Annotated in this window: 24 protein-coding genes, 1 tRNA gene and 1 pseudogene; 20 read left to right on the top strand and 6 right to left on the bottom strand. The window is 24.8% G+C overall.

Features of this window, described 5'->3' with window-relative positions; genetic code table 11:
* Positions 1-155 precede the first annotated feature (155 nt).
* From HMPREF1092_RS14565 to HMPREF1092_RS14550, 4 genes and pseudogenes are all read left to right on the top strand, one after another.
* The gene (locus HMPREF1092_RS14565) at positions 156-962 is read left to right on the top strand and encodes a hypothetical protein (protein WP_002599437.1); all 807 of its coding nucleotides are present in this window, start codon (positions 156-158) and stop codon (positions 960-962) included.
* Between the two features lie 129 nt (positions 963-1,091).
* A pseudogene (locus tag HMPREF1092_RS14560) lies at positions 1,092-2,264 on the top strand (class I SAM-dependent methyltransferase).
* A 247-nt stretch (positions 2,265-2,511) separates the two neighbouring features.
* Positions 2,512-2,988 carry a DUF1097 domain-containing protein gene (locus tag HMPREF1092_RS14555; RefSeq protein ID WP_002599434.1) on the top strand — a complete coding sequence of 159 codons (477 nt, stop codon included), beginning with the start codon at positions 2,512-2,514 and terminating at the stop codon, positions 2,986-2,988.
* Entirely contained in the window at positions 2,981-3,364 is a 384-nt protein-coding gene (locus HMPREF1092_RS14550) for a type I restriction enzyme HsdR N-terminal domain-containing protein (protein ID WP_002599433.1), read from the top strand. The genes HMPREF1092_RS14555 and HMPREF1092_RS14550 overlap by 8 nt, the downstream gene beginning before the upstream one ends.
* A gap of 40 nt (positions 3,365-3,404) precedes the next feature.
* Here HMPREF1092_RS14550 and HMPREF1092_RS14545 read toward each other — a convergent pair whose 3' ends face one another.
* Together HMPREF1092_RS14545 and HMPREF1092_RS14540 are read right to left on the bottom strand one after the other, a co-directional pair.
* Positions 3,405-4,553 carry an AI-2E family transporter gene (locus HMPREF1092_RS14545; RefSeq protein WP_002599432.1) on the bottom strand — a complete coding sequence of 383 codons (1,149 nt, stop codon included), beginning with the start codon at positions 4,551-4,553 and terminating at the stop codon, positions 3,405-3,407.
* Between the two features lie 373 nt (positions 4,554-4,926).
* Positions 4,927-5,000, bottom strand: a tRNA-Cys gene (locus tag HMPREF1092_RS14540).
* A 425-nt stretch (positions 5,001-5,425) separates the two neighbouring features.
* Here HMPREF1092_RS14540 and HMPREF1092_RS14535 point away from each other — a divergent pair.
* Complete coding sequence (locus HMPREF1092_RS14535) at positions 5,426-5,950, top strand: hypothetical protein (protein ID WP_002599431.1); 525 nt, start codon at positions 5,426-5,428, stop codon at positions 5,948-5,950.
* A gap of 153 nt (positions 5,951-6,103) precedes the next feature.
* Here the strand turns inward: HMPREF1092_RS14535 and HMPREF1092_RS17300 are convergent, their stop codons facing one another.
* Positions 6,104-6,262 (bottom strand): hypothetical protein, encoded by a 159-nt coding sequence (locus HMPREF1092_RS17300; RefSeq protein ID WP_002599430.1) that lies wholly within the window; start codon positions 6,260-6,262, stop codon positions 6,104-6,106.
* 376 nt (positions 6,263-6,638) lie between these two features.
* Between HMPREF1092_RS17300 and HMPREF1092_RS14530 the strand changes: the two genes are divergently transcribed.
* Positions 6,639-7,313 carry a thermonuclease family protein gene (locus tag HMPREF1092_RS14530; protein WP_002599429.1) on the top strand — a complete coding sequence of 225 codons (675 nt, stop codon included), beginning with the start codon at positions 6,639-6,641 and terminating at the stop codon, positions 7,311-7,313.
* Positions 7,314-7,511: 198 nt separating this feature from the next.
* Here HMPREF1092_RS14530 and HMPREF1092_RS14525 read toward each other — a convergent pair whose 3' ends face one another.
* Complete coding sequence (locus HMPREF1092_RS14525) at positions 7,512-7,727, bottom strand: hypothetical protein (RefSeq protein ID WP_002599428.1); 216 nt, start codon at positions 7,725-7,727, stop codon at positions 7,512-7,514.
* A 246-nt stretch (positions 7,728-7,973) separates the two neighbouring features.
* Between HMPREF1092_RS14525 and HMPREF1092_RS14520 the strand changes: the two genes are divergently transcribed.
* The 6 genes from HMPREF1092_RS14520 to fliB all read left to right on the top strand — a co-directional run bounded on the left by HMPREF1092_RS14520 (position 7,974) and on the right by fliB (position 13,874).
* The gene (locus HMPREF1092_RS14520; protein ID WP_002599427.1) at positions 7,974-8,348 is read left to right on the top strand and encodes a GntR family transcriptional regulator; all 375 of its coding nucleotides are present in this window, start codon (positions 7,974-7,976) and stop codon (positions 8,346-8,348) included.
* Position 8,349: 1 nt separating this feature from the next.
* A complete protein-coding gene (locus HMPREF1092_RS14515; RefSeq protein WP_002599426.1) occupies positions 8,350-9,435 on the top strand; it encodes a DUF1648 domain-containing protein in 1,086 nt (361 codons plus the stop codon).
* Between the two features lie 39 nt (positions 9,436-9,474).
* Positions 9,475-10,188: an ABC transporter ATP-binding protein gene (locus HMPREF1092_RS14510; protein WP_002599425.1), complete on the top strand. Its 714-nt coding sequence runs from the start codon at positions 9,475-9,477 to the stop codon at positions 10,186-10,188.
* Positions 10,181-11,758, top strand: coding sequence for a hypothetical protein (locus HMPREF1092_RS14505; RefSeq protein ID WP_002599424.1), 1,578 nt, complete (start codon positions 10,181-10,183; stop codon positions 11,756-11,758). Before HMPREF1092_RS14510 ends, HMPREF1092_RS14505 begins: the two co-directional genes overlap by 8 nt.
* A 70-nt stretch (positions 11,759-11,828) precedes the next feature.
* Positions 11,829-12,578 (top strand): GNAT family N-acetyltransferase, encoded by a 750-nt coding sequence (locus HMPREF1092_RS14500; protein ID WP_002599423.1) that lies wholly within the window; start codon positions 11,829-11,831, stop codon positions 12,576-12,578.
* Positions 12,579-12,740: 162 nt separating this feature from the next.
* Entirely contained in the window at positions 12,741-13,874 is a 1,134-nt protein-coding gene (gene fliB / locus HMPREF1092_RS14495; RefSeq protein ID WP_002599422.1) for a flagellin lysine-N-methylase, read from the top strand.
* Positions 13,875-13,970: 96 nt separating this feature from the next.
* Here the strand turns inward: fliB and HMPREF1092_RS14490 are convergent, their stop codons facing one another.
* Entirely contained in the window at positions 13,971-14,591 is a 621-nt protein-coding gene (locus tag HMPREF1092_RS14490; protein ID WP_002599421.1) for an HD domain-containing protein, read from the bottom strand.
* Between the two features lie 573 nt (positions 14,592-15,164).
* Here HMPREF1092_RS14490 and HMPREF1092_RS14485 point away from each other — a divergent pair.
* A complete protein-coding gene (locus HMPREF1092_RS14485; RefSeq protein WP_002599420.1) occupies positions 15,165-15,533 on the top strand; it encodes a hypothetical protein in 369 nt (122 codons plus the stop codon).
* Positions 15,534-15,647: 114 nt separating this feature from the next.
* Here the strand turns inward: HMPREF1092_RS14485 and HMPREF1092_RS14480 are convergent, their stop codons facing one another.
* Positions 15,648-16,403, bottom strand: coding sequence for an N-acetyltransferase (locus HMPREF1092_RS14480; protein ID WP_002599419.1), 756 nt, complete (start codon positions 16,401-16,403; stop codon positions 15,648-15,650).
* Between the two features lie 348 nt (positions 16,404-16,751).
* On the opposite strand from HMPREF1092_RS14480, the gene HMPREF1092_RS14475 reads away from it, so the two are divergent.
* The 7 genes from HMPREF1092_RS14475 (at position 16,752) to HMPREF1092_RS14445 (ending at position 23,433) form a co-directional block, all read left to right on the top strand.
* On the top strand, positions 16,752-17,849 hold the full coding sequence (locus HMPREF1092_RS14475) for a BMP family lipoprotein (RefSeq protein ID WP_002599418.1): 1,098 nt from the start codon (positions 16,752-16,754) through the stop codon (positions 17,847-17,849).
* A gap of 94 nt (positions 17,850-17,943) precedes the next feature.
* Complete coding sequence (locus HMPREF1092_RS14470) at positions 17,944-19,476, top strand: ABC transporter ATP-binding protein (protein WP_002599417.1); 1,533 nt, start codon at positions 17,944-17,946, stop codon at positions 19,474-19,476.
* Entirely contained in the window at positions 19,469-20,551 is a 1,083-nt protein-coding gene (locus tag HMPREF1092_RS14465; RefSeq protein WP_002599416.1) for an ABC transporter permease, read from the top strand. Before HMPREF1092_RS14470 ends, HMPREF1092_RS14465 begins: the two co-directional genes overlap by 8 nt.
* A gap of 1 nt (position 20,552) precedes the next feature.
* On the top strand, positions 20,553-21,509 hold the full coding sequence (locus HMPREF1092_RS14460; protein ID WP_002599415.1) for an ABC transporter permease: 957 nt from the start codon (positions 20,553-20,555) through the stop codon (positions 21,507-21,509).
* Positions 21,510-21,710: 201 nt separating this feature from the next.
* On the top strand, positions 21,711-22,259 hold the full coding sequence (locus HMPREF1092_RS14455; RefSeq protein WP_002599414.1) for a hypothetical protein: 549 nt from the start codon (positions 21,711-21,713) through the stop codon (positions 22,257-22,259).
* Between the two features lie 478 nt (positions 22,260-22,737).
* Positions 22,738-23,223, top strand: coding sequence for a DUF2975 domain-containing protein (locus tag HMPREF1092_RS14450; protein WP_002599413.1), 486 nt, complete (start codon positions 22,738-22,740; stop codon positions 23,221-23,223).
* A gap of 9 nt (positions 23,224-23,232) precedes the next feature.
* Positions 23,233-23,433 carry a helix-turn-helix domain-containing protein gene (locus HMPREF1092_RS14445; RefSeq protein WP_002599412.1) on the top strand — a complete coding sequence of 67 codons (201 nt, stop codon included), beginning with the start codon at positions 23,233-23,235 and terminating at the stop codon, positions 23,431-23,433.
* Positions 23,434-23,648: the final 215 nt, after the last annotated feature.

The raw sequence follows: 23,648 nt of genomic DNA, 5'->3' as shown, positions 1-23,648 counted from the left end.
ATAGTTTTATTAAATCTATTACTAAAGAGTTAATAAACTAAAGATTAATTTTAACTTAATATAAAAGCAAGAATATAAATTTGTAAAAGTGTTATATTTTAATTATTAATAATTGGAATTATTATAAACAAAAATTGAGAAAGAGAGTAAAATATATGACTAGTATAAGAAAAAGAAATCTATTAAGTCTTATATTATTTACTGTGTTCTTTTTATGCAGATTATTATTGTATTTTTTATCCAATAGTAAAGGACTTATACTTATCAATCCTATTTTATATAGTTTTGTAGATTATGGAGTAATATTAAGTCCATTAATTTTTTCATTTGATGTTAAGATGATAAGAACTATAGTTTATATTTTTGTTGCAATTTTACTTGCAGCAAATACAGTTAGCTTAATAAATACTTCAATAAATACTGAAAGGATATTAATTAATTCTAAACAAAGAACTGATGATGTAATAATACAAATTGTAAATGAAGGTGTTGGTTCAGAAATTTATGTATATAAAAGAAAATATCTTATATTTTCTGAGCTTAAAGATATTATGTATAATGAAGGAGAAGTTGCTTTTAATACTAAAATGAAAGTCGGATGGGTTAATAATAATCTTCTTTCAATAACCTATAAAGATAATGAGCAAACTGTAGAAAAAATAATTGAATTTAATTGTATAGAAAAAAGATATATAAATGTTTTAAATAGCATAAAAGGAACATGGAAATCTTTAAATGGAAATGAACTTATAGTAAAAAATGATGATGTAATCTACAAAAAAGATGGAAAAGAATATGGGTATTCACCAGATTATTGTGATGATCAAAATAATTATTCTACAATACTTTATGGAAATTATTCAAAACCATCTATAACTATAGTTAAAGATGGAAAAGGAGATATTTTTATAAGAAGAGTATCTTTACAGGACACAAAATGGACAGAATATAAATCTGCCTAAAAAAATGTAGTCAAATGACTACATTTTTTTGTTTTAAAGAATTAAAAAGATGGTATAATAAATAACAGAAAAATATATACATGAGTTTTTATTAAGGAAATTTTATAAAACTATAGTTAGGTGGATATAATGGAAGATTTAAAAAAAGCAATTGAAGAAATATTAGCTGATGACATTGTTAAGATAGTTATAAGTAATAAAATTAAAAAAGATTTTGAGTATAATAAGATAAATATAAGTTTAAAAGAAACTAAAAATAAGTCTTTTTATCAAGTTGAAAAATTTACTGATAAACAAGTATTTCATTAAAATTTAAGTAAAGAAGAATTAAAAGAAAGACTTATTCATTTAGTGTTTAATAATTATAAAAATCTAAATGCATGGTCAAAGAATTCTACATATGATTTAAAAATATCTAAAAAAGGAAAAATATTTTTAGGTAAAAAAGGTGGAGACAATTCTAAAATAGCTTCTAAAGCGAGTTCACATAATAAAGAAAAGAATTATATCCTTAAAGAAGGAATGATTATAGAACCACTTATAGACCTTGGAGTTTTCTCTAAAGAAGGAAAAGTTATTAACTCTAAATATGATAAATATAAGCAAATTAATAGATTTGTTGAAATTGTTGATGATGAAATAAAGAAAAATGATTTTAAAGAGCTTACTATTTTAGACTTTGGTTGTGGTAAGTCTTATTTAACATTCGTTCTTTACTATTACTTTGTAAAAATAAAGAATATAAAAGTAAAAATGATAGGATTAGATTTAAAGAAAGATGTTATAGAGAAGTGTAATAAGATTGCAGAAGGGTATGGATATGATAACCTTCATTTTGAGCTTGGTGATATAAATGGCTTTAAATATGAAAATAAAGTAGATATGGTAATTACACTTCATGCTTGTGATACGGCTACAGATTATGCTCTTTATAATGCTGTTAAATGGAATGCTAAAATGATATTCTCAGTTCCTTGCTGTCAACATGAATTTAATAGTCAAATGGATACTGATACTTTTTCTATAATTTCTAAATATGGAATAATAAAAGAGAGAATGGCAGCACTTATGACTGATGCTGTTCGTGGAAATCTTTTAGAAGCAGCAGGTTATAAGACTCAGCTTTTAGAATTTATAGATATAGCTCATTCACCTAAAAATATACTTATAAGAGCATCAAAAGGTGGAGTTTCAAAAGCTAAAAAAGAAAAAGCTATTGAAGAAGTGAATAATTTAGTAAATGAATTTAACTTTAAACCTACACTTTTAAAATTATTACAAGATGATAAAATAATAGATTAAAGAAGCTACCTCAAAAAGAAATAAATTCTTTTTGAGGTTAAGCTTCTTTTATTTTTATATAAATAAATTAGAAAAATAAATATAATAATAAAAATTAAGTAGAAATTTATTAATTAAACCATAGAATTTTTGATAAAAAAGAATTAAAAAAATGTTTATATATAAATTAAATTTAACTGTGATATAATCTTTTTTAAAAGAAAAAAATTAAATATATAATTTGAGGTACTAAGGAGGAGTTTTTTTTATGGAGTTACTTACTGCTATTTCAATAAGCGTAGGAGTCTTATCAGGAGTTTGGGCTTGGATAGCCGCTACATTTGGTATGGTTTCATGGACTGGATTTGTAGGTTGGACTAGTTATTTCTCATCTGGAGGAAAATTTCAAGGACTTATAAAATCATTATTTTCTAATGCAACAGGAATACTTTGGGCTATGTGCATTATAAAAGGTTCAACTTTATTTCACCATGCATGGTGGTCATATATTCTTACAGCATTTTTCTCATTCGTAATGTGTATTCAAGCAAAATTAAAGAAGTTAGAATTTATATCTGGCGCTTTTTGTGGATGCTTCTCAACTTTTGGGTTAAATGGTCATTGGCAAGCTGTTGTTCCAGCATTACTTTGTGGTAATATATTAGGGTATGTATCAGAAATGATAGGAATATATTTTCACAAATTAGTAGGAAAAAAAGAAAGAGCTGGTGAAAAGGATGAGTAAAGAATTAGTAAAAGAAAAAACATTAGAATTCATAAAAAATGAACTTCACTTTGATGAAACAGTAGTTAAAGATATGCCACTTAAAACATATGGGTTAAAGACTGATGATGTAGCTGATATTATAGTAGAATATCATACAGATGAAGAAATATGCCCACTTATTATAGTTTCATGTTTATCAGAAGATGAAGAAATAACAGAAGAAGCTTTAGATAAACTTATGGATTTAAGTGATATGACAATGGCAGAGTATTGTATTATAACAAATTCAAAAGAAACTCAAATGTATGAGTATGATGGAAAAGAAAATGCTTATTATCTTTTAAATAATCTTTTAACTAAAGAAGATATAATAGAGATAATGTCAGAAGAATAAAAATAAAAAAGCTATGAAAACATTGTTTTCATAGCTTTTCTTATATGGAAATATCTTTATCATGCAATCTTTTATTTACATAGTCTCTAAATATTTTATAAAACGCACTTATAAGAGGAATTCCTATAAGTATTCCAAGAATTCCATATATATAGCTACCAACTATAATAGCAATCATTATCCAAAGTGAAGAAAGTCCAACAGAAGAACCAACTACTCTTGGGTAAATTATATTACTTTCAACTTGTTGAAGTGCTACAATTGCTATTACAAATGTTATTGCTTTAATAGGGCTTATCATAAGAAGTAAAAATACAGAAGGTATTATACCTATGAAAGCTCCAAGTATAGGAATAACTCCAGTAACACCTAATAATGCTGCTATAAGCATTGCATAAGGTATTCTTAAAATAGTCATTAATATAAATGATAAAATTGCAACTATAAATGCTTCAGTACATTGTCCAGTTATAAATGATGCAAAAGAATTATTTAAAATTTTTAATACATTAACAAATTTATCAGCTTCATTTTTTCTTAAAAGAGCATAAATAACTTTTTTGACTTGTTTTATAAGCATTTCTTTACTGAATAACATATAAATTGCAAGAATAAGAGACATAATAAAGTCAACTACACCGCTTGTAAAAGATATAGTAAAAGAAACTATAGATGAAAGACTTGTAGTTATAATATTAGTCCCTATAGAAAGTATATTCTTCCAAGCACCAAAGGCTTCATTATAAAGAGAATGAGTAATCTCTGATGTACTTGATATATGGAACCATTTTTCTATAGTTTGTTCAAATTGCATTATATATCTTGGAGCAGCTCCAGCAATTTGAATTAAGCTTTCTATAACTTTTGGGATTATAACAAAAGCTACAGTAGTTATTATTCCAAAAACTATTAGAATAGATAAAATTATGCATATACCTCTAACTATTCCACGATTTTTAGGAGTTTTTTTCTTCAAAATAAATTTATATACAATTTTATTTTCAAGAAATCTAACTACTAAATTTAATATGAATGCTAAGGCGAATGCTATAAATATAGGTGTCATCATATCACTAAAAGAAGATAAATATCTATGTACATCATCTAATTTAAATAGAAAATATACAAGAAGGATAAGAATCACACCTATTTGAAGGGCATAACTTTTTCTTAAATTTCTTATATTCAATTTTTTCCTCCCATTTAAAATTTATTGGTATTTTTCCCAATTAAAACATTGCTTATACTAAATATAATCATATTTGTATATTTAGAGTATATTAAAAAAATTAACAATAAAAAAATAACAAATGAATTAATTGTTAAAAAAGATTATATCACAGAAAAGTTATATTTATAGTTTTAAAAATTAAAAATATTAAAATATATATAATAAATTTATTATTATAATCAAGGAAGAAAAAGTTATATTTAGCTTTGATTTGTGCGAAAAGTTTAAATATTATGAGCAATAATTTAGGTGTATTTTATTATGAAGTTATTTATTGATATTAAAAAAATAAAATAAAAAAAGATTACTCAAAATGAGTAATCTTTTAAAATGGAGGCGCCACCCAGATTCGAACTGGGGATCAAGGTTTTGCAGACCACTGCCTTACCACTTGGCTATAGCGCCGTGCTTTACAAGTAAAATTATATAATACTTTTTTTATGAATGCAAATATTTTTAATAAAAAAATTACGATATAAAATACCAAAATAAAAGAAGAATATAGATGAATTAACAATAAAGAACATCAAGTAGACTTAATGTTAAAATTAAATATATAAAAGGCTTTTACTATCAATAGTATAATAGAACAATTAATTTATAAAAATTATATTTAGATGATAATGAGAAGTTTTAATTATAAAATATAATCTATATAACTTAGAATTAAGGTGTATATGGAAATATTATATTTGAGTATATATAATGAATAGTACAGAAATAAGCCAATAATATTGATAGTATTATTGGCTTTTGTTATTATTAGTATAATATGGAAATTAATTTGGTATAGATTTGGTATATTAGATAGAATTTTGGGAGGAAAATTAATGAAAGGAAAGCTTGGATATTTAATTTCAGGAATATGTGCAGTTGGAGTAATTACTTATGGAATATATTTAGCTGTAACATTTAATAATAAAGAGAATGAAGAATCTAAAGAAACAAGTTTATATGAAGATAATATAAATCTTGAAAGCAACTCTGAAAATAATTTAAAATTTTATAATTCTTTAAGTAAAGATGAAAAAATAAAAATTGCAAGAGAGTTATTTGATGATTATATAAATGAAAATAGAACTGATTGGTCTATTGTTAAATCTCAAAATTTAAAGAGAGAACCTGTAATTTGTCTTACTGACTATAGGATAAATGATATAGACATTGAAAGTCAGGATATTCATAATTTTACAGTAAGTGTTTCATATGATATTCAATATACTAATGAAAGCGATATGTGGGTTGCAGGGAATGGAGAACTTAAAGATAATAATTGGGTTGTTGATAAGTTTGCAGTAGTTGATATTACACAAATTAATGATAAATATGTAATAACTAATATTGGAACTGGATAGAAAAAAGGCGTCTAAATAAAGACACCTAAACATTTAGACAAAATGGCTTTTTCAAAATTGAAAAAGTCATTTTGTTATTTTATATTTGAAAATATAAAAATTAAATTTCTTTCATCTATTTCATATGTATATTATTTTCAATTAAATGATAGTTTATTTAACTATATCAAACACTAAACTTCTAAAGCCACTATTTAATAGATTGTCTATAATTAAAGCGTTTTCTTTAAATTTATTTGCCCCTTTTAAAGTTGGTTCAATATTAAACATTTTACATAAATCAAGATATCTCCTTAATACTGGTATAGTCATACATTTATCCTCCTTAATTCTTTATAAATATCATTTTTATGCACTAAATTTCTTCTGAATAATTTGAAATTAAGTTTATTACTTTAAATATTTCCTATCTACAACATTATTCTACCAATTATTACCAAAGAAAGGAATATAGTATCGTACAACACTTTGCGACTAAGTTTTATAAAAAAAGAGAAAAACAAATGGGCTATTTGTATTTTCTACAAAAGATTAAATAGTAATTTGATGAATAGAAAAGATAATTGTAAAAAGAAGACTATCGATTAATAGAGTTAAGAGAAAAGTAATTGATTGCGAATTATAAAATACGTATAATAATAGTCGAATAATCTATTTATTCGTAAGAAAATATACTAAGGAGAAGAAAATGAAAAAGATAATAGGGGTTATTATATTATGTGCCGTATTTGTAATACTGGGGGTTTTATTCTTTGGACAGGATTCTAGTAGTAAAAAAGGACATATATACTTTAATGAAGGCTTTACAAAAGCACAAGTAGAAAAAATTAATAAAGCAGATAAGGATGCAAAATTAAAATATAATACAAAGTACAAAGTAAAAGGTGTTTTTGATTTAGAAGGAATTGATGCTACATATGTAAGAGATGTAGATGGTGATACTATAGTAGTTAAAATTGGAAACAAAGAAGAAAAAGTTAGATTTCTTATGATGGATACTCCTGAAACTGTAAAGACAGGAACTCCCATAGAACCATATGGAATTCAAGCTAAAGAATTTGTAAAATCAAAACTTTCAGAAGGAGATAGCATAAAGCTTGTATCAGGTAAAAATACTACAGATAAATATGGAAGATATTTAGCGTATGTATATTATAAGTCAGGAGATAAGTGGTACAATCTGAATGAGGAATTAATAGCAAATGGGCTTGCAAGAATAGCTTATGTTTATGAAAAGAAAAATCCTCTTCTAAAGGACCTATATAATGCTCAAGATAGTGCAAAAGAACAAAAATTAAATATTTGGAGTATAAATGGATATGTTACTGATAAAGGATATGATTTAAATGCAGTAGCAAACTAAATTTATAAAATATAAATTTAAAATTTTAATCTATTAATTATAAATAAAATATTTAAAATATAAAATGAAATAATTAAATTAGAAATTTTATAAAATTAAAAAGAACTTATATATTATATTAAAACAATTATAATATATAGGTTCTTTTTATTATGTGAAATAAAAATTTAATGTTCACTCAATTATTTACAAGATAAATTAATTTAGTATCTTCGTGATATAAGGTTGAATAGAGCTTTTGTCTATTTCAATTTTACCTCTATTTGCTAGTGAATAGATAATAGTTTGTACATCATCTATATTAATACCAGGTATAACTATATCTCCTACTGATAATTTTTCTTTTGTTTTTAAAAAATGGCTTTCAATAAATCCAAAAACTAATCTTGAGTTAGTTTTTAAATCATTACCCATAAAAATCGCCTCACTTTCATTTGTAAAAATAAATAAAATTTATTTCACTAACATTATACCATTAATTATGAAAAGAATTACAATGAATTTTAAATTTTAATTTAAAAATTTATATATTAATAAATTGATTAAATAGAAAAAGAAAAAGTTTACTAATATTAATTTTCTTATTTTTATATTTTTCTAAAAAATGGTTGAAGAATTGTGTTACTTGTTATATATTATATATAACAAGGAGGTGGTTATTTGCTTATAGAAATACAATTTGATAGTGAAACGCCTATTTACATGCAGATAAGAAATGAAATAGTAAAAGCAATAGCAACAGGAAAATTAAAAGATGGTGATGGACTTCCTTCTGTAAGACAAATGTCATCTATGATAGAGGTTAATCTTCATACAATAAATAAAGCTTATAATATTTTAAAGTCTGAAGGATATGTACAAATAGATAGAAGAAAGGGAGTAATAGTAAAAGTAGATAAAAAGGAATCTTATAAAACTGAATTTGAAGAAAAAATGGAATTGATTTTATCAGAAAGCTTTTTGATGGGAATAAGCGAAGAAGAGGTCTTAAAAAGAGTAAAAGAAAATTTTAAAAAGTTTTCTAAGGAGGATTAATATGGAATTAGTTAATTTTATTATCTTAGTAGCATTAATTTTATCAGGAGTATTAAATAATTATTTCCCGATTAAAGGAAAGAAAGGAATTCTACTAGGTTCAATTGTTGAAGAAGAGGATAAAGAGAAAGAACCTTTTAGTGGAATTATAAAAAAATATAAAATTTATAATATATTAGCTTGTCTTCTTGGTTGTATATTTATTCTTATAGGGATATTTTTATATAATGAAATTTTTCAAGTTATTGGATTATTTACTTATATAGGATTAAATTTCTTTATATTAGCTCATTTTAACAAAAAGGTAAAAGAAGCTAAAAAAGAAATTAAAACAGTAAAGAAACAAGTTGCAGTTGTAAATATGCAATCTTCTAAAATCTCTTCTTATATGATAATATACTATATTTTTATAGCAATTACATTTATGGCTATAAATATAATTGCGGCAGTAATGAAATATAAAGATTTACCTGAAAGAATTGCAATTCATTTTAATGCTTCTGGAGTTGCAGATGGATGGACAAATAAGAGTTTAATAGCAATACTTCCATTAATAATTACAATCCTATTTATGATTTTAATATATATAGGAACTGATATTCTTATTCAAAAAACAAGTTTTAAAATAGATCCTAAAAATTCAGAAGAATCTCATAAAGCAAATTTAAAGTCAAAAAAATTAGTTAGTATTATGATGTTTATAACTATGATTCCAGTATTAATTTCTTTAACAATAGGAAATTTTGTAACTCTTACAATTTTGCCAGAAAGTTATATGAAATTTGTTATGTATATACCATTAATTACTTTATTAGGAGTAATAGGATTAACAGTAATTTTAGTAAAAGCTAAAAATAATTATAAAGTAAAAAATAATGAAGTAACTTATAAAAATGATGATGATTACTGGAAATGGGGCTTTGTTTATTATAACAAACAAAATCCTAATATATTTGTTGAAAAACGTTCAGGAATTGGCGTTACTATAAATGCTGGAACTAAAGTAGGTATGGCAATTTATATAGGAATAATAATTCTTTTAATGGGATCAATTATAGCTCCAATTATAGGAGCATTATTAAAATAAAAGGGGAAAGGCTATAAAGATAGCTAAGTGGATAGAGATATGTTAGAGATTAAAAATTTTTCAAAAAGTTATTTAAAAGGAAAAAAAGCAGTAGATAATGTTAACTTAACAATCCAAGATGGAGAAATATTTGGATTTATAGGTCATAATGGTGCTGGAAAAACTACAACTATAAAATCAATAGTTGGAATTTTAAAAGTTGAAGAAGGAGATATATTGATAAATGGAGTATCAATTATTAAAAATCCAAAAGAATGTAAAAAGATAATGGCTTATGTACCTGATAATCCAGATATATATGAAAATTTAACAGGAATTCAATATCTTAATTTTATATCAGATGTATATAAGATTAGTAAAAAGGATAGAGAAGAGAGAATAAAAGAGTATGCAGATTTATTTCAATTAACTAGTGCTCTTGGAGATTTAATATCATCTTATTCTCATGGGATGAAACAAAAGCTTGTTATTATTTCAGCATTAATACACAAGCCTAAGATTTTAATATTAGATGAGCCTTTTGTTGGGTTAGATCCTGTTGCATCTCATAAAGTAAAGGAAATTATGAGAGAAATGTGTAATGAGGGAGCTTCTATATTCTTTTCAACTCACGTATTAGAAGTAGCAGAAAAACTATGTGATAAAGTTGCAATAATAAAAAATGGACAAATAGTTGCAAATGGTGATGTAAAAGATATTATAGGTGATAGTTCTTTAGAAGAATTATTTATGGAGCTTGAAGAAGATGAGTAGATTTTTTAATTTTTTAAAATATGATTTTATAAACACATATAGATTAAATAGATTAAATAGTTTAAATTTGTATAAATTAGCATTAGGATTATTTCTAAGTGTATATATAATAGGATTTTCCTTTATATTTAATAACTTTTTAGGAAAAGATCTTGCAAAGGCAGGATTTGGTGAATATGCTCTAGCTATGAGCCTTTCAATGAGTTTTGGAGTTATAGGGATTGCTAGTATATTAAAGCTTTCAGGAGCTATATTTGGTGGACGTGATTATAATATTTTAGGAACAATGCCAATTAATAAAATAGAAATAGTTATAGTTAAGATAATAAATATACTAATTCCAACTTATATATTAACATTAATTTTTATAATACCATCATATATAGTTTATATGCAAAATGCACCTTCTGTTAATGGGACATTTCTTATTTATGGAATATTAATGTCTTTATTTGTACCAATAATACCTACAGCTATTGCAACTCTTATTGGTACAGTATTAATGTATGTAGCCTCTAAATTTAAATATAGAAATATAGTTACAATAATAATATTCTTAATTTTTATAATTGGAGTTATGATTTTTCCAACAGTATTTGGAGAAGATTTTTTAAATGGAATATTAAAAAATAGTAAATCTATAAGTGATATATTTTATTCAATATATCCACCATCAAAGTTTTATATAAATGCTTTAGTTAATGGTAGCTTTGTAGATATGTTGATTTTTATAGGAATATCATTGGCAATATTTATAGCTTTTGTATGGGTAGTTAATACAGTTTATTTAAGTATAAATTCAAAGCTTTTAGAAACAAATAGAAAAAATAACTTTAAAATGAAAAGTTTAAAAGAAAACTCAGTAGAAAAAACTCTTATCCAAAATGAAATAAAAAGATATTTAGGAATTCCAATGGTAATATTAAATACATGTCTTGGAGCAGTATTATTTGTTATTTATAGCTGTGCTACTATATTTATGGGAGAAAAGAGTATAGAAATTATTTTTGAAAGTAATATATACTCAGATTTAAAATTAGGAGGAATTATTTTCGTAGGAGCATTTTGTTTAATTCTTACATGTACAACTAGTAATACAATATCTCTTGAAGGAAATAAATTTTGGCAATTGAGATCTTTACCAATAGATACTGAAACTATTTTTAAATCAAAAATAATGGTTAATTTATTAATTTCTGTACCATCAGCAATTATAGGTGGAATATTAAGCTCTATAGGACTTAGATTAACTTTTATAGAAGGAGTTTGTGCTATAGGATTATTAATTATTATATGTCTTTTTGTATCTATGGGAGGACTTTTAGTAAATTTAAAATTCTATACATTAACATGGACTTCTGAAGTAGTAGTTGTAAAAAGAAGTGCTTCAACAATGATAATGACATTTGGTGGTTTAGCTTTAGTTTTTGGAACAGGATTTTTATTTACTCAAATTAATATAAGCTTAAATATTTATTTAATGATAATAACAATGTTTTTGGTAATAACTGATATAGTTTTCTTTTACTTATTAAAAAAATGGGGAGTAGAAAGATTTAATCAAATATAAATTAAAAAGCAGAATCTTTTTGATGATTCTGCTTTTTATATAATGTGATTTTTATGAAAGGGGAAATAAAATGCTTACAAAAAAAGAAATTTTAAATGAAGTAAAAAAACAGCTTTGTAAAGATTATAATTTTAAGATAGAAGACTTTGAAAATAAAAATACTTTAATAACCGATATAAAAGAGATTAAAGGAAGACGTATATATAAAAATGATAAAGAAATATTAAAAATATTGATTTTTGAAGGAAAGGCAATTATAAGTGCTGATAAATGTATAAAAAACTGGTGTGTAGAAAATTTATCTAATGCTTCAGGTGAATGGTTATTTTTATATTCAACTCTAAGAAAAATAGATAAAAAACTAAATGAATTTGGATATGAAATAGACAATACACATCATTACTATCTTCCATATGAAGTTCACGAAAAAACTAGACCAATTAAAAATATAAAATGGTATGAAGAAGATGAAATATTACAATTTAAAGGTGATGATAGGTTTTGTGAAGCTTTTGCCTTTGAGGGAAGTTATAAAGATGTTCTAGGAATAAGTGCGTTAGATGAAGGCGGAAATATATTAGCTATGGCAGGAGCAAGTAGAGATGGAGAGAATATGTGGCAAATTGGTATTAATGTAATGGAAGAAGCAAGTGGACAGGGGATTGGTCAAAATATAGTAAAACTTTTAAAAGAAGAAATATTAAATAGAGGAAAGGTTCCTTTTTACGGTACAGTTGAATCACATATAATATCTCAAAGAGTTGCTTTAGCTTCAGGATTTTATCCTGTATTTGCAGAAATTAAGATTAGAAAACTATAAATTATAAAAAAGATAAATAATGTAATTGATAAATAAGGTTTAAATTTCTAAATTACATTACAAAATTCTGAAATTTATAAGATAATATTAGAATAATAAAATTATAGAACATGATATAATTATTTAATCTAAAGAAAATTTAATTATGTAAGGAAAATATATATGAATAAATTAGTTAAAAAAAGACAACCAAAATACTTTAATAGTTTTAAATGTATAGGTGGAAAATGTGAAGATAGTTGCTGTATTGGTTGGGATGTTGATATTGATAAAAGCACATTTAATCAATATGAGAATATAAAAGAAAGTTCTATAAAAGAATTTTTAAAAGGAAATATTATATTAAATAAAGAGTGTGAAGATTTTGAAATAGATTTTGGAAAGGTAAGTATAAAAGAGAATAAGAGATGTCCTTTTTTAGATGAAGATAATTATTGTATTATTCATTCAAAGCTTGGAGAAGAATATCTTTCAAATGTATGTACTTCATTTCCAAGAGTAGTTAATAAAGTAGATAATGTTTATGAAGTTTCCCTTGATGTTGCTTGTCCTGAAGCTGCTAGAATAGTTTTATGGAGTGGAGAAAAAATTGAATTTGAAGAAGTTAAAGAGAATTTAGGAAAGCATATAATTTTAAATAGATTAAACACTAGTTTAGAAGAATTAAATTGGCTTCCAGTAGAATTCTTTTATGAAATTAGAAATAAAAGTATTCAAATAATGCAAAATAGAACTCTTAAAGTAGAAGATAGAATAAATATTTTAGGTGATTTTATAAAGAGTGTAGAAAATGAAATAGATTTTAATTATGATAATGCCTCTAAATTTATAAAAGAATATGATATAAACAAAAAGGTTAGAGAAAGCTTAAACATTACAACTGATTTAATAAAGAATATTGCAGAGCTTATTGATTTAGAAAATATAACTAGTGAAGAGTTTAAAAAAGATACTATATCTCTTCTAAATAATTTAGAAAGTTTAAGTTATTTAAAAGAGAATATTTCATTAAGAGATACTGTAGAAAAATATAATTTTATTTTTGAAAATTATCTAGTTAATTTTATGTATAATAGCCTATTTCCATATTCAGAAATAGAATCTATATATGATGGATATATAATGCTTTTAGTTAGATATGCACTTATTAAATATTATTTAGCATTTAGCAATAAAAATTCATCTAAGGAAGAAGTAATTAAGTTTATACAGGTATTTTCAAAAGCTATAGGACATCATAAAACATATCTAATAAAAGTATTAAACTATATAAAAGAAGAATATCAAATTATTTAATTTTAAGAGTATAGTAGATTTGTTTTAAGTTTAAGAAAAAAGATTATATAAGTTTATAAATTAAACTGCTGAAATACAATTTCAGCAGTTTTTTAATTATTCTAATAAGCCTATATCAAAAGCTAATTGATCTATAAATGATTTAGTAAGCTTTTGTTTTTCTTTCCAAAACATTTTTGCCTTTTGTGTAACCATTGGATTTGTCTTTAAGTTGTTATATGAATATGTAATTATTTGATGATATGTTTTATAATAAGATTGCTCATCTAAGCTTCCTTCAAACATAGAATCGGAGATTATAGATAATGCTCCAGTTTCATCTAATAAATTTGCTTCAATTAATAATATTAATTCAATTGGAACCTCTTCATTAGTTAATAATTCTTTATTTGAATGATTTTTAATTAAGTATGTAACTAAATTTATAAATTCAAAATCAAATCCTTCTTCTGTTAAGTATTTTTCACACAAAATAGCACTATTTTCAGCATGGCTTAAATTATTAGAATTAACAGCATATCCAATATCGTGGAATATAGCTGCTGTCAAAAGAGCTTCTACATTAATTGTGTACCTATCATCAAGTAATCTTTTAGACCACATAAAAACACGACTAATATGTTCAGAACGATTTCTAAAATTAGAACCAAAATTAAATTTTTCAGCATCATTATCTACAAGATAGGTTTCTACGAAATTAAACATTTTATTGTACATATAATTCACCTCTTTATTAAATATGGTAATTTTTTTATATATTTATTATATAACAGAAAATAATATTAAATATTTATATATAATAGTATAGATTTGTAATTTTAGTTAATTTAAAATGGCATTTTTAACATTTTTTCTAGAAAAAATTAGATTTAAAAGAATAATATAGTTATTTTAAAAGAGATATTTATTAAAAGATTGAGATGTATTCAAAATTAGCATAAATATTATGCCTATTTATTAGAATTTTATATATAAAATAATGTAAAAGTTAAATCAATTTATAAAAAATAGTGTTTATTTAGTTTTAAAATTTAATTTAAAGAGGTATCAAAATAGCAACAAAATTAAAATTGAAAATATTTTATAATGCAAAGATAAGAGAAAAAGTAGATAAAAATAGATTTGAGAACATATGTTTGAGTTATAAGAAATAGTCATATATATTATAAAATTATGATATAAAGTTGAATATTTGTAATAAGAAAGTATAATATAAAATAAGAAAGTATAATATAATAGTAATTATTTTTAAATGATAGTTAATATTAATAAAACATAGGAGAAATAAAAATGGAATTTTTAGATAAAACACATGAAGAAAGATTTTTATATATGGAAAAAGAAAGTGGAAAAACTAAAAAAAATAAAGAGTATGAAATTCTTTATTTTATAATAGCTGGTAATGATGGATTATGGGATAAGAGAAGTCATATACTTTCAGAATCATTTGATGAATTAATAGTTGATTTAGAAAATGATAAGAATAGATGTGTAACAGGACCTTTTGATAATAGTGAAAGAAAGCTACTTAATTTAGCTGTTAATATGTTTAATATTAGATTAGCTAAAATGGCCTTAGCTGAAATAATGTATGATTTAGATCCTAGAGATCAAAAATTAGCTTTTAACTTAATAAAGTTTAAGTATAATATGAATTAAAAATTTTACATAAAGCAATTAAGTAAATTATAATAGCTTGGAAATTTATTTTAATAAGAATTCTTAAAATTTATTTTTTAATTACTCTATTTAAAATAATCCAAGCTATTTTTATTAAAAGCATTGTTGCTCAATAATTTTTTCAAACTTTTTAATTGATAAAATTTCATTAGTAATAAATTTACCATTATAAAATAAACTATAAGAAGTAAATGGAGAAGGGGCATTTTGTGCTTGTTCTCTTGTGTCTAAAAGTACTGTTTTAAATTGTATTCCTTTATTATTAGCAAATTCCTCAATAATAGGAACATATTTAGCTGTAAATGGACATTGATGAGTATAAAAAAGTACAAAGCCTTTATCTTCTATATATGGACTTTTTATATTATGTTTAAAAGAAGGTTTATAAGAATCTGAATTAAATGGTAGATATAAAAGTTCAAAATAAGGTAGTGCTGTATCTGCTAATTTAAATCCTTTATATTTTAAAAAATCAGGATCAGAAAGAAATGGCATTTTCTTTTTGGATGATAAAACAACAAGACCTTTTTTTCCTTTTTCTTTACTATCTCTAATACATTCTTTTAAAAGTAAATTAGCATTACCTTTTCCTTTAAATTTTCCTGAAACCCAAAAGCAATTAATAAACATATAATCATTTGCATTGATAGGACTCCAAGCCATTTCAGATGGAATATATTCAATAAAGCATTTTCCTCTAACATTACATTTTTTAAATACAAGTCCATCTTCAAAACGTTTATTAAGCCAAGATTTTTTTGAGGATACTTGACAGTCTTTATTATTTGAAATTGCACAACAAATATGTTCTTTTTCTATATTTTCTTTTGTAACTGAAATAATATCCATATAATCACCTAATTTCTAAGATTTTAGTAGTTTACATATTAATTATATACAATTTTTGGATATAAAATCAGAAAATTAAAATATTAAAGAATATTTTAGTCAATTATGTTTCAAATTTTGCAAAAACAAAAAGAAATATTTTGAATTTTTTTAGGAGATTAAAATTTAAATAAGAATATTATCAGATTTTGAGAAAAGAAAATTTTATTTTATATTATTAATGAATATAGCATGAATAAATATTGAACGCTATATTAACGCATGCTATAATTTTCCTGTAAAAGAAAATAGATGTACATTTTGGCAAATCTGTTTTTTTTATAATTTAAAATTTTAGGGGGAAGAATTATGAAAAAGAAGGTAATTGCAATGGCAATGACTCTTTTAATGGCAACAGGCGTATTAGCTGGTTGTGGAGGGGCGTCAGGAGATGATGCTTCAAAAGAGAAAAAAGGAATAAAGGTTGGAATGGTTACAGACTCAGGTACTATTGATGACAAATCATTTAACCAAGGGACTTGGGAAGGAATACTTAAAGCTGAAAAGGATTTAGGTGTTACTACACAATACTTAAAGCCAGCTGGAGAAACTGAACAAGACTACTTAAAGGAAATTACAAATTTATATGATGCAGGAAATAGAGTTATAGTAGCTCCAGGATTTAAATTCGAAACTGCTATATATAAAGCACAGGACAAATATAAAGATGCAAAATTCGTTATAATAGATGGATCTCCAAAAAAGGATAATAACGCTAAAGAAGGAACAGTTGCTGATAATACAGTTTCTATATTCTATGCTGAAGAACAATCAGGATTCTTAGCTGGAGTTGCAACAGCACTTGAAATAAAAGAAGGTGACTTAGGATTTATTGGAGGACTTGAAATTCCACCAGTTCAAAAATTTAACTGGGGATTCCAACAAGGAGTTAAATATGCTAATGAAAACTTTGGAACTAAAACTACTTTAAAAGCTGAAAACGTTAAATATGCAAATTCATTTGTAGATACAGCAGCTGGACAACAATTGGCAGCTACTATGTATGACAGAGGAGTTAAAGCTGTTTTCGTATCAGCAGGTAAAGTTGGTGTTGGTGTTATAACTGAAGCTAAAACAAGAGTTTCAAAAGGTGAAACTGCTTGGGTTGTAGGTGTTGATGTTGACCAATATGCAGATGGTATTTATGAAGGAGATAAATCAGTTATTCTTACTTCAGCTACTAAAAATATTGGAAAATCAGCTTATGATATGATTGATGCTGAAATTAAAGGTGAATTCCCAGGTGGAAAAACTTTAACATTTGATATTAAAAATGATGGTGTTGGAATTCCAGAAAAGAATCCAAACCTTTCAGAAGATACAATTAGTAAAGTTAACCAAGTTAAAGAAGATATGAAAGCTGATAAAATTAAAATTTCAGCAGAAAAAGGTAACTTAATACCTTAGTTTTTTGATTAAAGAAATAGGTGGAATATAAAAAATATTCCACCTTTTTTACATAACAGGTTTATAGTTAAATTTCTAGTTAGGAGGGGAATAGATGAGTTATGTAGTTGAGATGCTTAATATCAGAAAAGAATTTGCTGGTATAGTTGCAAATGATAATATAACTTTAAGACTTAAAAAGGGTGAAGTTCATGCACTTTTAGGAGAAAATGGAGCAGGAAAATCAACTTTAATGAGTGTTCTTTTTGGTATGTATAAGCCAGAAAAGGGACAGATAAAAATAAATGGGGAAGAAGTAAAAATAACAAGCCCTAATAAAGCAAATGAGTTAGGAATAGGAATGGTTCATCAACATTTTAAGCTTGTTGAGAATTTTACTGTTACTGAAAATATAATTCTTGGAAATGAGCCTAAAAAATTAGGACTAGTTGTTGATAAAGAAAAAGCAGCTAAAAAAATATTAGAAATTTCAAAAAAATATAATTTAAATATTGATCCGTATGCAAAAATTGAGGACATATCAGTTGGTATGCAACAAAGAGTAGAAATTTTAAAAATGCTTTATAGAGAAGCAAATGTTTTAATACTTGATGAACCAACAGCTGTTTTAACACCTGATGAAATTTCAGAACTTATGAATATAATAAGAGACCTTATAAAAGAAGGAAAATCTATAATAATAATTACTCATAAGCTTAGAGAAATAAAAGCTATTGCTGATAAATGTACAGTTATAAGAAGAGGAAAATATATAGGAACAGTTGATGTAAAAGATACTACTGAAGCTAAAATGGCTGAAATGATGGTAGGGAGAGAAGTTTCTTTTAAAGTAGAAAAAAAAGAAGCTAAGCCAGGAAAAACTGTTCTTAAAATAGATAATTTATCAGTTATGAATAATAAAAAAGTTTTAGGACTTAAAAATTTCTCTATTGAAGCTAGAGCTGGAGAGATTTTAGGAATTGCTGGAGTAGAAGGAAATGGTCAATCTGAACTTGTTGAAGCAATTACAGGAATGAGAAAAATACATGATGGAAATATAGAACTTTTAGGAGAGAATATAGAAACTTTATCTATAAGAAATAGAATTGATAAAGGAATATCTTATATTCCAGAAGATAGACATAAGAGAGGATTAGTTTTAGATTATTCTTTAGAAGAAAATATAGTTCTTAAATCATATAAAAATAAACCTTTTTCAAATAAAGGAATATTAAACAGAAAAGCTATAAGAGAATATGCAAAAGAAATTATAAAAGCATTTGATGTTAGATCTGGAGAAGGAGAAAAAACTATTGTTAGGTCTATGTCAGGAGGAAATCAGCAAAAAGCTATTATAGGAAGAGAGATAGAAGCTGATCCAAAGCTTCTTATAGCAGTTCAGCCAACAAGAGGACTTGATGTAGGTTCAATTGAATATATTCATAAAAGATTAGTTGAAGAAAGAGATAAAGGAAAAGCAGTTCTTTTAGTTTCTTTAGAACTTGATGAAGTATTAAATGTTTCAGATAGAATAGCAGTAGTAAATGCAGGAGAGCTAATTGGTATTGTTAATGCAAGTGAAACAAATGAAAATGAAGTTGGTCTTATGATGGCAGGAGTAAAAGAGGAGGTAGCTTTACATGAATAGAAAATCTCTATTATCTATGTTTGCAGTTATATTAGGACTTATTGCAGGAGCTATACTTATGGCTTTAATAGGAAATAATCCTATTGATGGATACTCATATTTAGTTAAAGGTGGAGTTATGAGTATAGAAAGAATAGGAAATACAATAGCTACTGCAGCACCACTTATATTAACAGGACTTTCTGTAGCTTTTGCATTTAGAACAGGTCTTTTTAATATTGGAACACCAGGACAAATGCTTTTTGGGGGATTTTGTGCAACAGCAATTGGTCTTACAGTAGATTTACCTCAAATAGTTTTAGTTCCACTTATGGTTTTAGTAGGTATAATTTCAGGAGCATTATTAGCAGTTATTCCTGGAGTATTAAAAGCTAAGTTCAATGTACATGAAGTTGTTTCAACTATTATGATGAACTGGATAGCTTATTGGATAGTTTTTTATGCAATTCCAGCTTATTTTAAAGGCGAATCTATAGAAACTGAATCTAGAGCTCTTTCAGAAGGAGTTACTTTAAAAATAAATGCATTAAGTAATATATTTGAGGGTTCATTTATTAATGCTGGAGTACTTTTAGCAATAGGAGCTGTAATATTAGTTTGGTTTATATTAGAAAAAACAGTTTTAGGATATGAATTAAAAGCTGTTGGATTTAATAGACATGGAGCAGAATATGCTGGTATGCCTGTTAATAGAAATATAATTTTATCAATGATGATATCAGGAGCACTTTCAGGATTAGCAGGAGTTATTCAATATGCAGGAAATACAAATGCAATACAAATTGGAGTTATGCCATCACAAGGATTTGATGGGATAGCAGTTGCACTTTTAGCAGCAAATTCTCCATTAGGTGTTTTATTCTCAGCAATATTCTTTGGACTTCTTTATACAGGAAGAGGATTTATGAGTGCTATGACTGGAATTCCACCAGAAATAGCAGATACTATAATATCAATAATAATTTATTTCGCAGCAACAAGTGTTATTGTAGATAAAGTTTTAGATAATTTTTCTAGAAAACGAAAACTTAAAAAAGAAAATTTAAAAACTGAAAAAGAGAAGGAGGTAGTTTAATATGTGGGAAACAATACAACAAATATTTCCTTATGCAATGGCATATATGACACCTTTATTAATAGTTGCTTTAGGAGCTTTATATTGTGAAAGAAGTGGAGTTATAAATATAGGATTAGAAGGGTTTATGATAGTTGGTTCTTTTGCAGGAGCTTTCACTATAGTAAAATTACAAGGTAATTTTCCAGCAGGAAGTTCAACTCATTTATGGATTGGATTATTAGTTGCAGCTATAACTGGAGCAATATTTTCACTTTTACATGCATTTGCAAGTATAAATCTTAGTGCTAACCAAGTTATTAGTGGTACAGCAATAAATATGATAGCTGGTAGTTTAACAATATTCTTAGCTAGAAATATTACTGGAAGCGGAAATATAGGAATTCAAATGGGATTTGTACCAAAAGATATACCAGTGCTTTCAAAAATTCCTGTTTTAGGACCTCTTTTATTTACAAAAACTTATCCAACTACATGGCTTGTATTAGGAATAATTACAATAAGTGCATTTATTTTATATAAGACAAGTTTTGGAATGAGATTAAGAGCATGTGGAGAACATCCACAAGCAGCTCAAGCAGCTGGAGTAAGTGTATTTAAAATGAGATATATAGGAGTTATGATATCAGGAGCACTTTCTTCATTAGGAGGCGCAATAATCATAGTAACTTATTCAGGAGAATTTAATGGAAGTGTGGCAGGGCTTGGTTTCTTAGCATTAGCAGCATTAATATTTGGACAATGGAAGCCACTTGGAATATTAGGAGCAACTATGTTCTTTGGTTTTGCGATAACAATTGCAAATGTATCACAAGCAATACCATCTCTTGAAAGTATTCCACCAGTTGCGCTTAAAGTTTTCCCATATATAGTTACACTTATTGCATTAATAATATTCTCTAAATCATCACAAGCACCAAAAGCAGCAGGAGAGCCATTTGATGCAGGAAAGAGATAAATAATAAAATATATATAATTAATAAAGAAGCAGTCTTAAATAAGCAAAAAACTTTAAGATATGCTTCTTTTTTTTGAGGAGATTCTTAATAGTAAATTTACTAGAGGTTCATTTAGAATATAGTTATATAATTTATATTAAATTATATGAAAAGTATAAAGAGTTATATTGAACTAATGTAATATTATGAGGTGAAAACATATGAAAAAGAAATTTATAGCAGTTATTATTGGGTTAACAATGATTTTGGGATCAAGTGCAGGAATAATAGCTCATGCAGAAAGTTTAAATTCAAATGAAGAAAATACAATATCAAATCAAAAACAAGAAAATACTAATACAGAGAATTCAGGAATAGAAATATTTAAAAATATAAAATTATCATTAGAAAATGGGGAAACAGTAAGTCAAATAAAAGGTAATATGATAAACAACTTCAAGATAGATTTAAACAATAAAGTTGCAAATGGTAAAATAACTAAAAATGAAGCTAATCAGTTATTAAAAAAATATACTGAAGGTATAGATAAAGATAATATACTTTATGGAGTAGTTAAAAATACAACAATAATGAATGATTTAAATTCTGGTAAAACTTTAACTAAAGCTAAAGAAAATCTTATGCAAATAAAAACAGATGAGGTTAATAAATTAGTTGTAAACAGGAAAATAACTAGCTTACAAGGAATAAATAGAATAGCTAAAATAAATAGAAATATAGAAACTGGGAAGTATATTTTTGTAAATTAGTATATATTTAATTTAGTATTTTACTAACATAAGAATTAATAAATACATATAAAAGTTATTAAATAATATTAATTTCGTAATTTACTAATGTAATCTATAGTAAATAAAAATTATATAAACTTTATTTAAAATACCACTTCAATATATTGAAGTGGTATTTTTTTATGATAATCAATTAATTAGAACAATAAGATTAACACGTGTTTATTAAAAAGCGTAGCTTAAATAAAATACAAATAATTTTACAAATATTAATGTAAACATATATATATACATAATTATTTACAAATTGAAATTGTAATTGAATTTAAAGAATTAATCACAATAGATTTTTACTATCAATAAATTCTGTTTATTATATAAAATATTATTTTTCAAAAATATATTATCGTTTTTCGATAAAAAATATTTGACAAACAATATTTTTTTTAGTTAATATTAATTTGATTTAAAAAGATAAAAAGAGAGGAAAATAAAAATGAATAAACTTATAAATTCAAAAATATTAAATGGATTAGTTATATTTGGAATAGTAATTACTGTAATAGCACTTTTATTTACGCCTTTAGTATTAACAGCATTTTTTAAAACTCAAGGAGTTTATAACTCAAATTTACCAATAATAATTTCAGTAGCTATATATATTTGTGCAATTCCTTATTTAGTGGCTTTAGTTTACTTAAAGAAGCTATGTAAACTTATAGGAAGTAAAGAGGCATTTTCTAGAAACATACCTAGAATAATAAATTGGATAGGAATAAGTGCTTTTAGTGAAGTAGTTTTATTTAATATTGTTAATGTAGGATTATATTATTTCTATGGATTATACTTTTATGCATTAACTGTATTTTCTTGTATTATAGTAACGTTTGTTTCAGCAATAATAGGATTTTTTGCTCTTGTTTCATCTAATCTATTTAACAGAGTAATTGAAATAAAAGAAGAAAATGATGCAACTATATAGGAGGAGAGTATGGCTATAATAGTTAATTTAGATGTTGTCATGGCAAAAAGAAAAATTAGTTCTACAGAACTGTCACAAAAATTAGGAATAACTCCAGCTAATTTATCAATTCTAAAAAATAACAAAGCCAAAGCTATAAGATTTTCAACTTTAGAAAGGCTTTGTGAAATATTAGAATGTCAACCAGGAGATATTTTAGAATATAAATAGCTATATATTTAATTTTAGATATATATATATTTAAATTCCAAAGATTAAATTTTATAATAAAAAATATAAATTAGAAAAATAGCACTAGTAAATTAATTTTTATTAGTGTTTTATTTTATGTTTTTCACATGAAATTCACATTAGATTCATTTTGATTATAGCTAAATAATCTATATTAATTTGTGTAGATAAATAAGTTTATAGATACAGAGGTG

The sequence above is a fragment of the Clostridium thermobutyricum genome (assembly GCF_000371465.1).
Lineage (GTDB): Bacteria > Bacillota > Clostridia > Clostridiales > Clostridiaceae > Clostridium > Clostridium thermobutyricum.
Note: the sequence above shows the minus strand (reverse complement) of the source record. Positions and strands in the feature narration are given on the sequence as shown.

What these genes read in the sequence shown, in the direction of transcription:
- HMPREF1092_RS14565 (WP_002599437.1), top strand. Translation starts at nt 156, where the DNA reads ATGACTAGTATAAGAAAAAGAAATCTATTAAGTCTTATATTATTTACT.
- HMPREF1092_RS14555 (WP_002599434.1), top strand. Translation starts at nt 2,512, where the DNA reads ATGGAGTTACTTACTGCTATTTCAATAAGCGTAGGAGTCTTATCAGGA.
- HMPREF1092_RS14550 (WP_002599433.1), top strand. Translation starts at nt 2,981, where the DNA reads ATGAGTAAAGAATTAGTAAAAGAAAAAACATTAGAATTCATAAAAAAT.
- HMPREF1092_RS14535 (WP_002599431.1), top strand. Translation starts at nt 5,426, where the DNA reads ATGAAAGGAAAGCTTGGATATTTAATTTCAGGAATATGTGCAGTTGGA.
- HMPREF1092_RS17300 (WP_002599430.1), bottom strand. Translation starts at nt 6,262, where the DNA reads ATGACTATACCAGTATTAAGGAGATATCTTGATTTATGTAAAATGTTT.
- HMPREF1092_RS14530 (WP_002599429.1), top strand. Translation starts at nt 6,639, where the DNA reads ATGAAAAAGATAATAGGGGTTATTATATTATGTGCCGTATTTGTAATA.
- HMPREF1092_RS14525 (WP_002599428.1), bottom strand. Translation starts at nt 7,727, where the DNA reads ATGGGTAATGATTTAAAAACTAACTCAAGATTAGTTTTTGGATTTATT.
- HMPREF1092_RS14515 (WP_002599426.1), top strand. Translation starts at nt 8,350, where the DNA reads ATGGAATTAGTTAATTTTATTATCTTAGTAGCATTAATTTTATCAGGA.
- HMPREF1092_RS14510 (WP_002599425.1), top strand. Translation starts at nt 9,475, where the DNA reads ATGTTAGAGATTAAAAATTTTTCAAAAAGTTATTTAAAAGGAAAAAAA.
- HMPREF1092_RS14505 (WP_002599424.1), top strand. Translation starts at nt 10,181, where the DNA reads ATGAGTAGATTTTTTAATTTTTTAAAATATGATTTTATAAACACATAT.
- HMPREF1092_RS14500 (WP_002599423.1), top strand. Translation starts at nt 11,829, where the DNA reads ATGCTTACAAAAAAAGAAATTTTAAATGAAGTAAAAAAACAGCTTTGT.
- fliB (WP_002599422.1), top strand. Translation starts at nt 12,741, where the DNA reads ATGAATAAATTAGTTAAAAAAAGACAACCAAAATACTTTAATAGTTTT.
- HMPREF1092_RS14490 (WP_002599421.1), bottom strand. Translation starts at nt 14,591, where the DNA reads ATGTACAATAAAATGTTTAATTTCGTAGAAACCTATCTTGTAGATAAT.
- HMPREF1092_RS14485 (WP_002599420.1), top strand. Translation starts at nt 15,165, where the DNA reads ATGGAATTTTTAGATAAAACACATGAAGAAAGATTTTTATATATGGAA.
- HMPREF1092_RS14480 (WP_002599419.1), bottom strand. Translation starts at nt 16,403, where the DNA reads ATGGATATTATTTCAGTTACAAAAGAAAATATAGAAAAAGAACATATT.
- HMPREF1092_RS14475 (WP_002599418.1), top strand. Translation starts at nt 16,752, where the DNA reads ATGAAAAAGAAGGTAATTGCAATGGCAATGACTCTTTTAATGGCAACA.
- HMPREF1092_RS14470 (WP_002599417.1), top strand. Translation starts at nt 17,944, where the DNA reads ATGAGTTATGTAGTTGAGATGCTTAATATCAGAAAAGAATTTGCTGGT.
- HMPREF1092_RS14465 (WP_002599416.1), top strand. Translation starts at nt 19,469, where the DNA reads ATGAATAGAAAATCTCTATTATCTATGTTTGCAGTTATATTAGGACTT.
- HMPREF1092_RS14460 (WP_002599415.1), top strand. Translation starts at nt 20,553, where the DNA reads ATGTGGGAAACAATACAACAAATATTTCCTTATGCAATGGCATATATG.
- HMPREF1092_RS14455 (WP_002599414.1), top strand. Translation starts at nt 21,711, where the DNA reads ATGAAAAAGAAATTTATAGCAGTTATTATTGGGTTAACAATGATTTTG.
- HMPREF1092_RS14450 (WP_002599413.1), top strand. Translation starts at nt 22,738, where the DNA reads ATGAATAAACTTATAAATTCAAAAATATTAAATGGATTAGTTATATTT.
- HMPREF1092_RS14445 (WP_002599412.1), top strand. Translation starts at nt 23,233, where the DNA reads ATGGCTATAATAGTTAATTTAGATGTTGTCATGGCAAAAAGAAAAATT.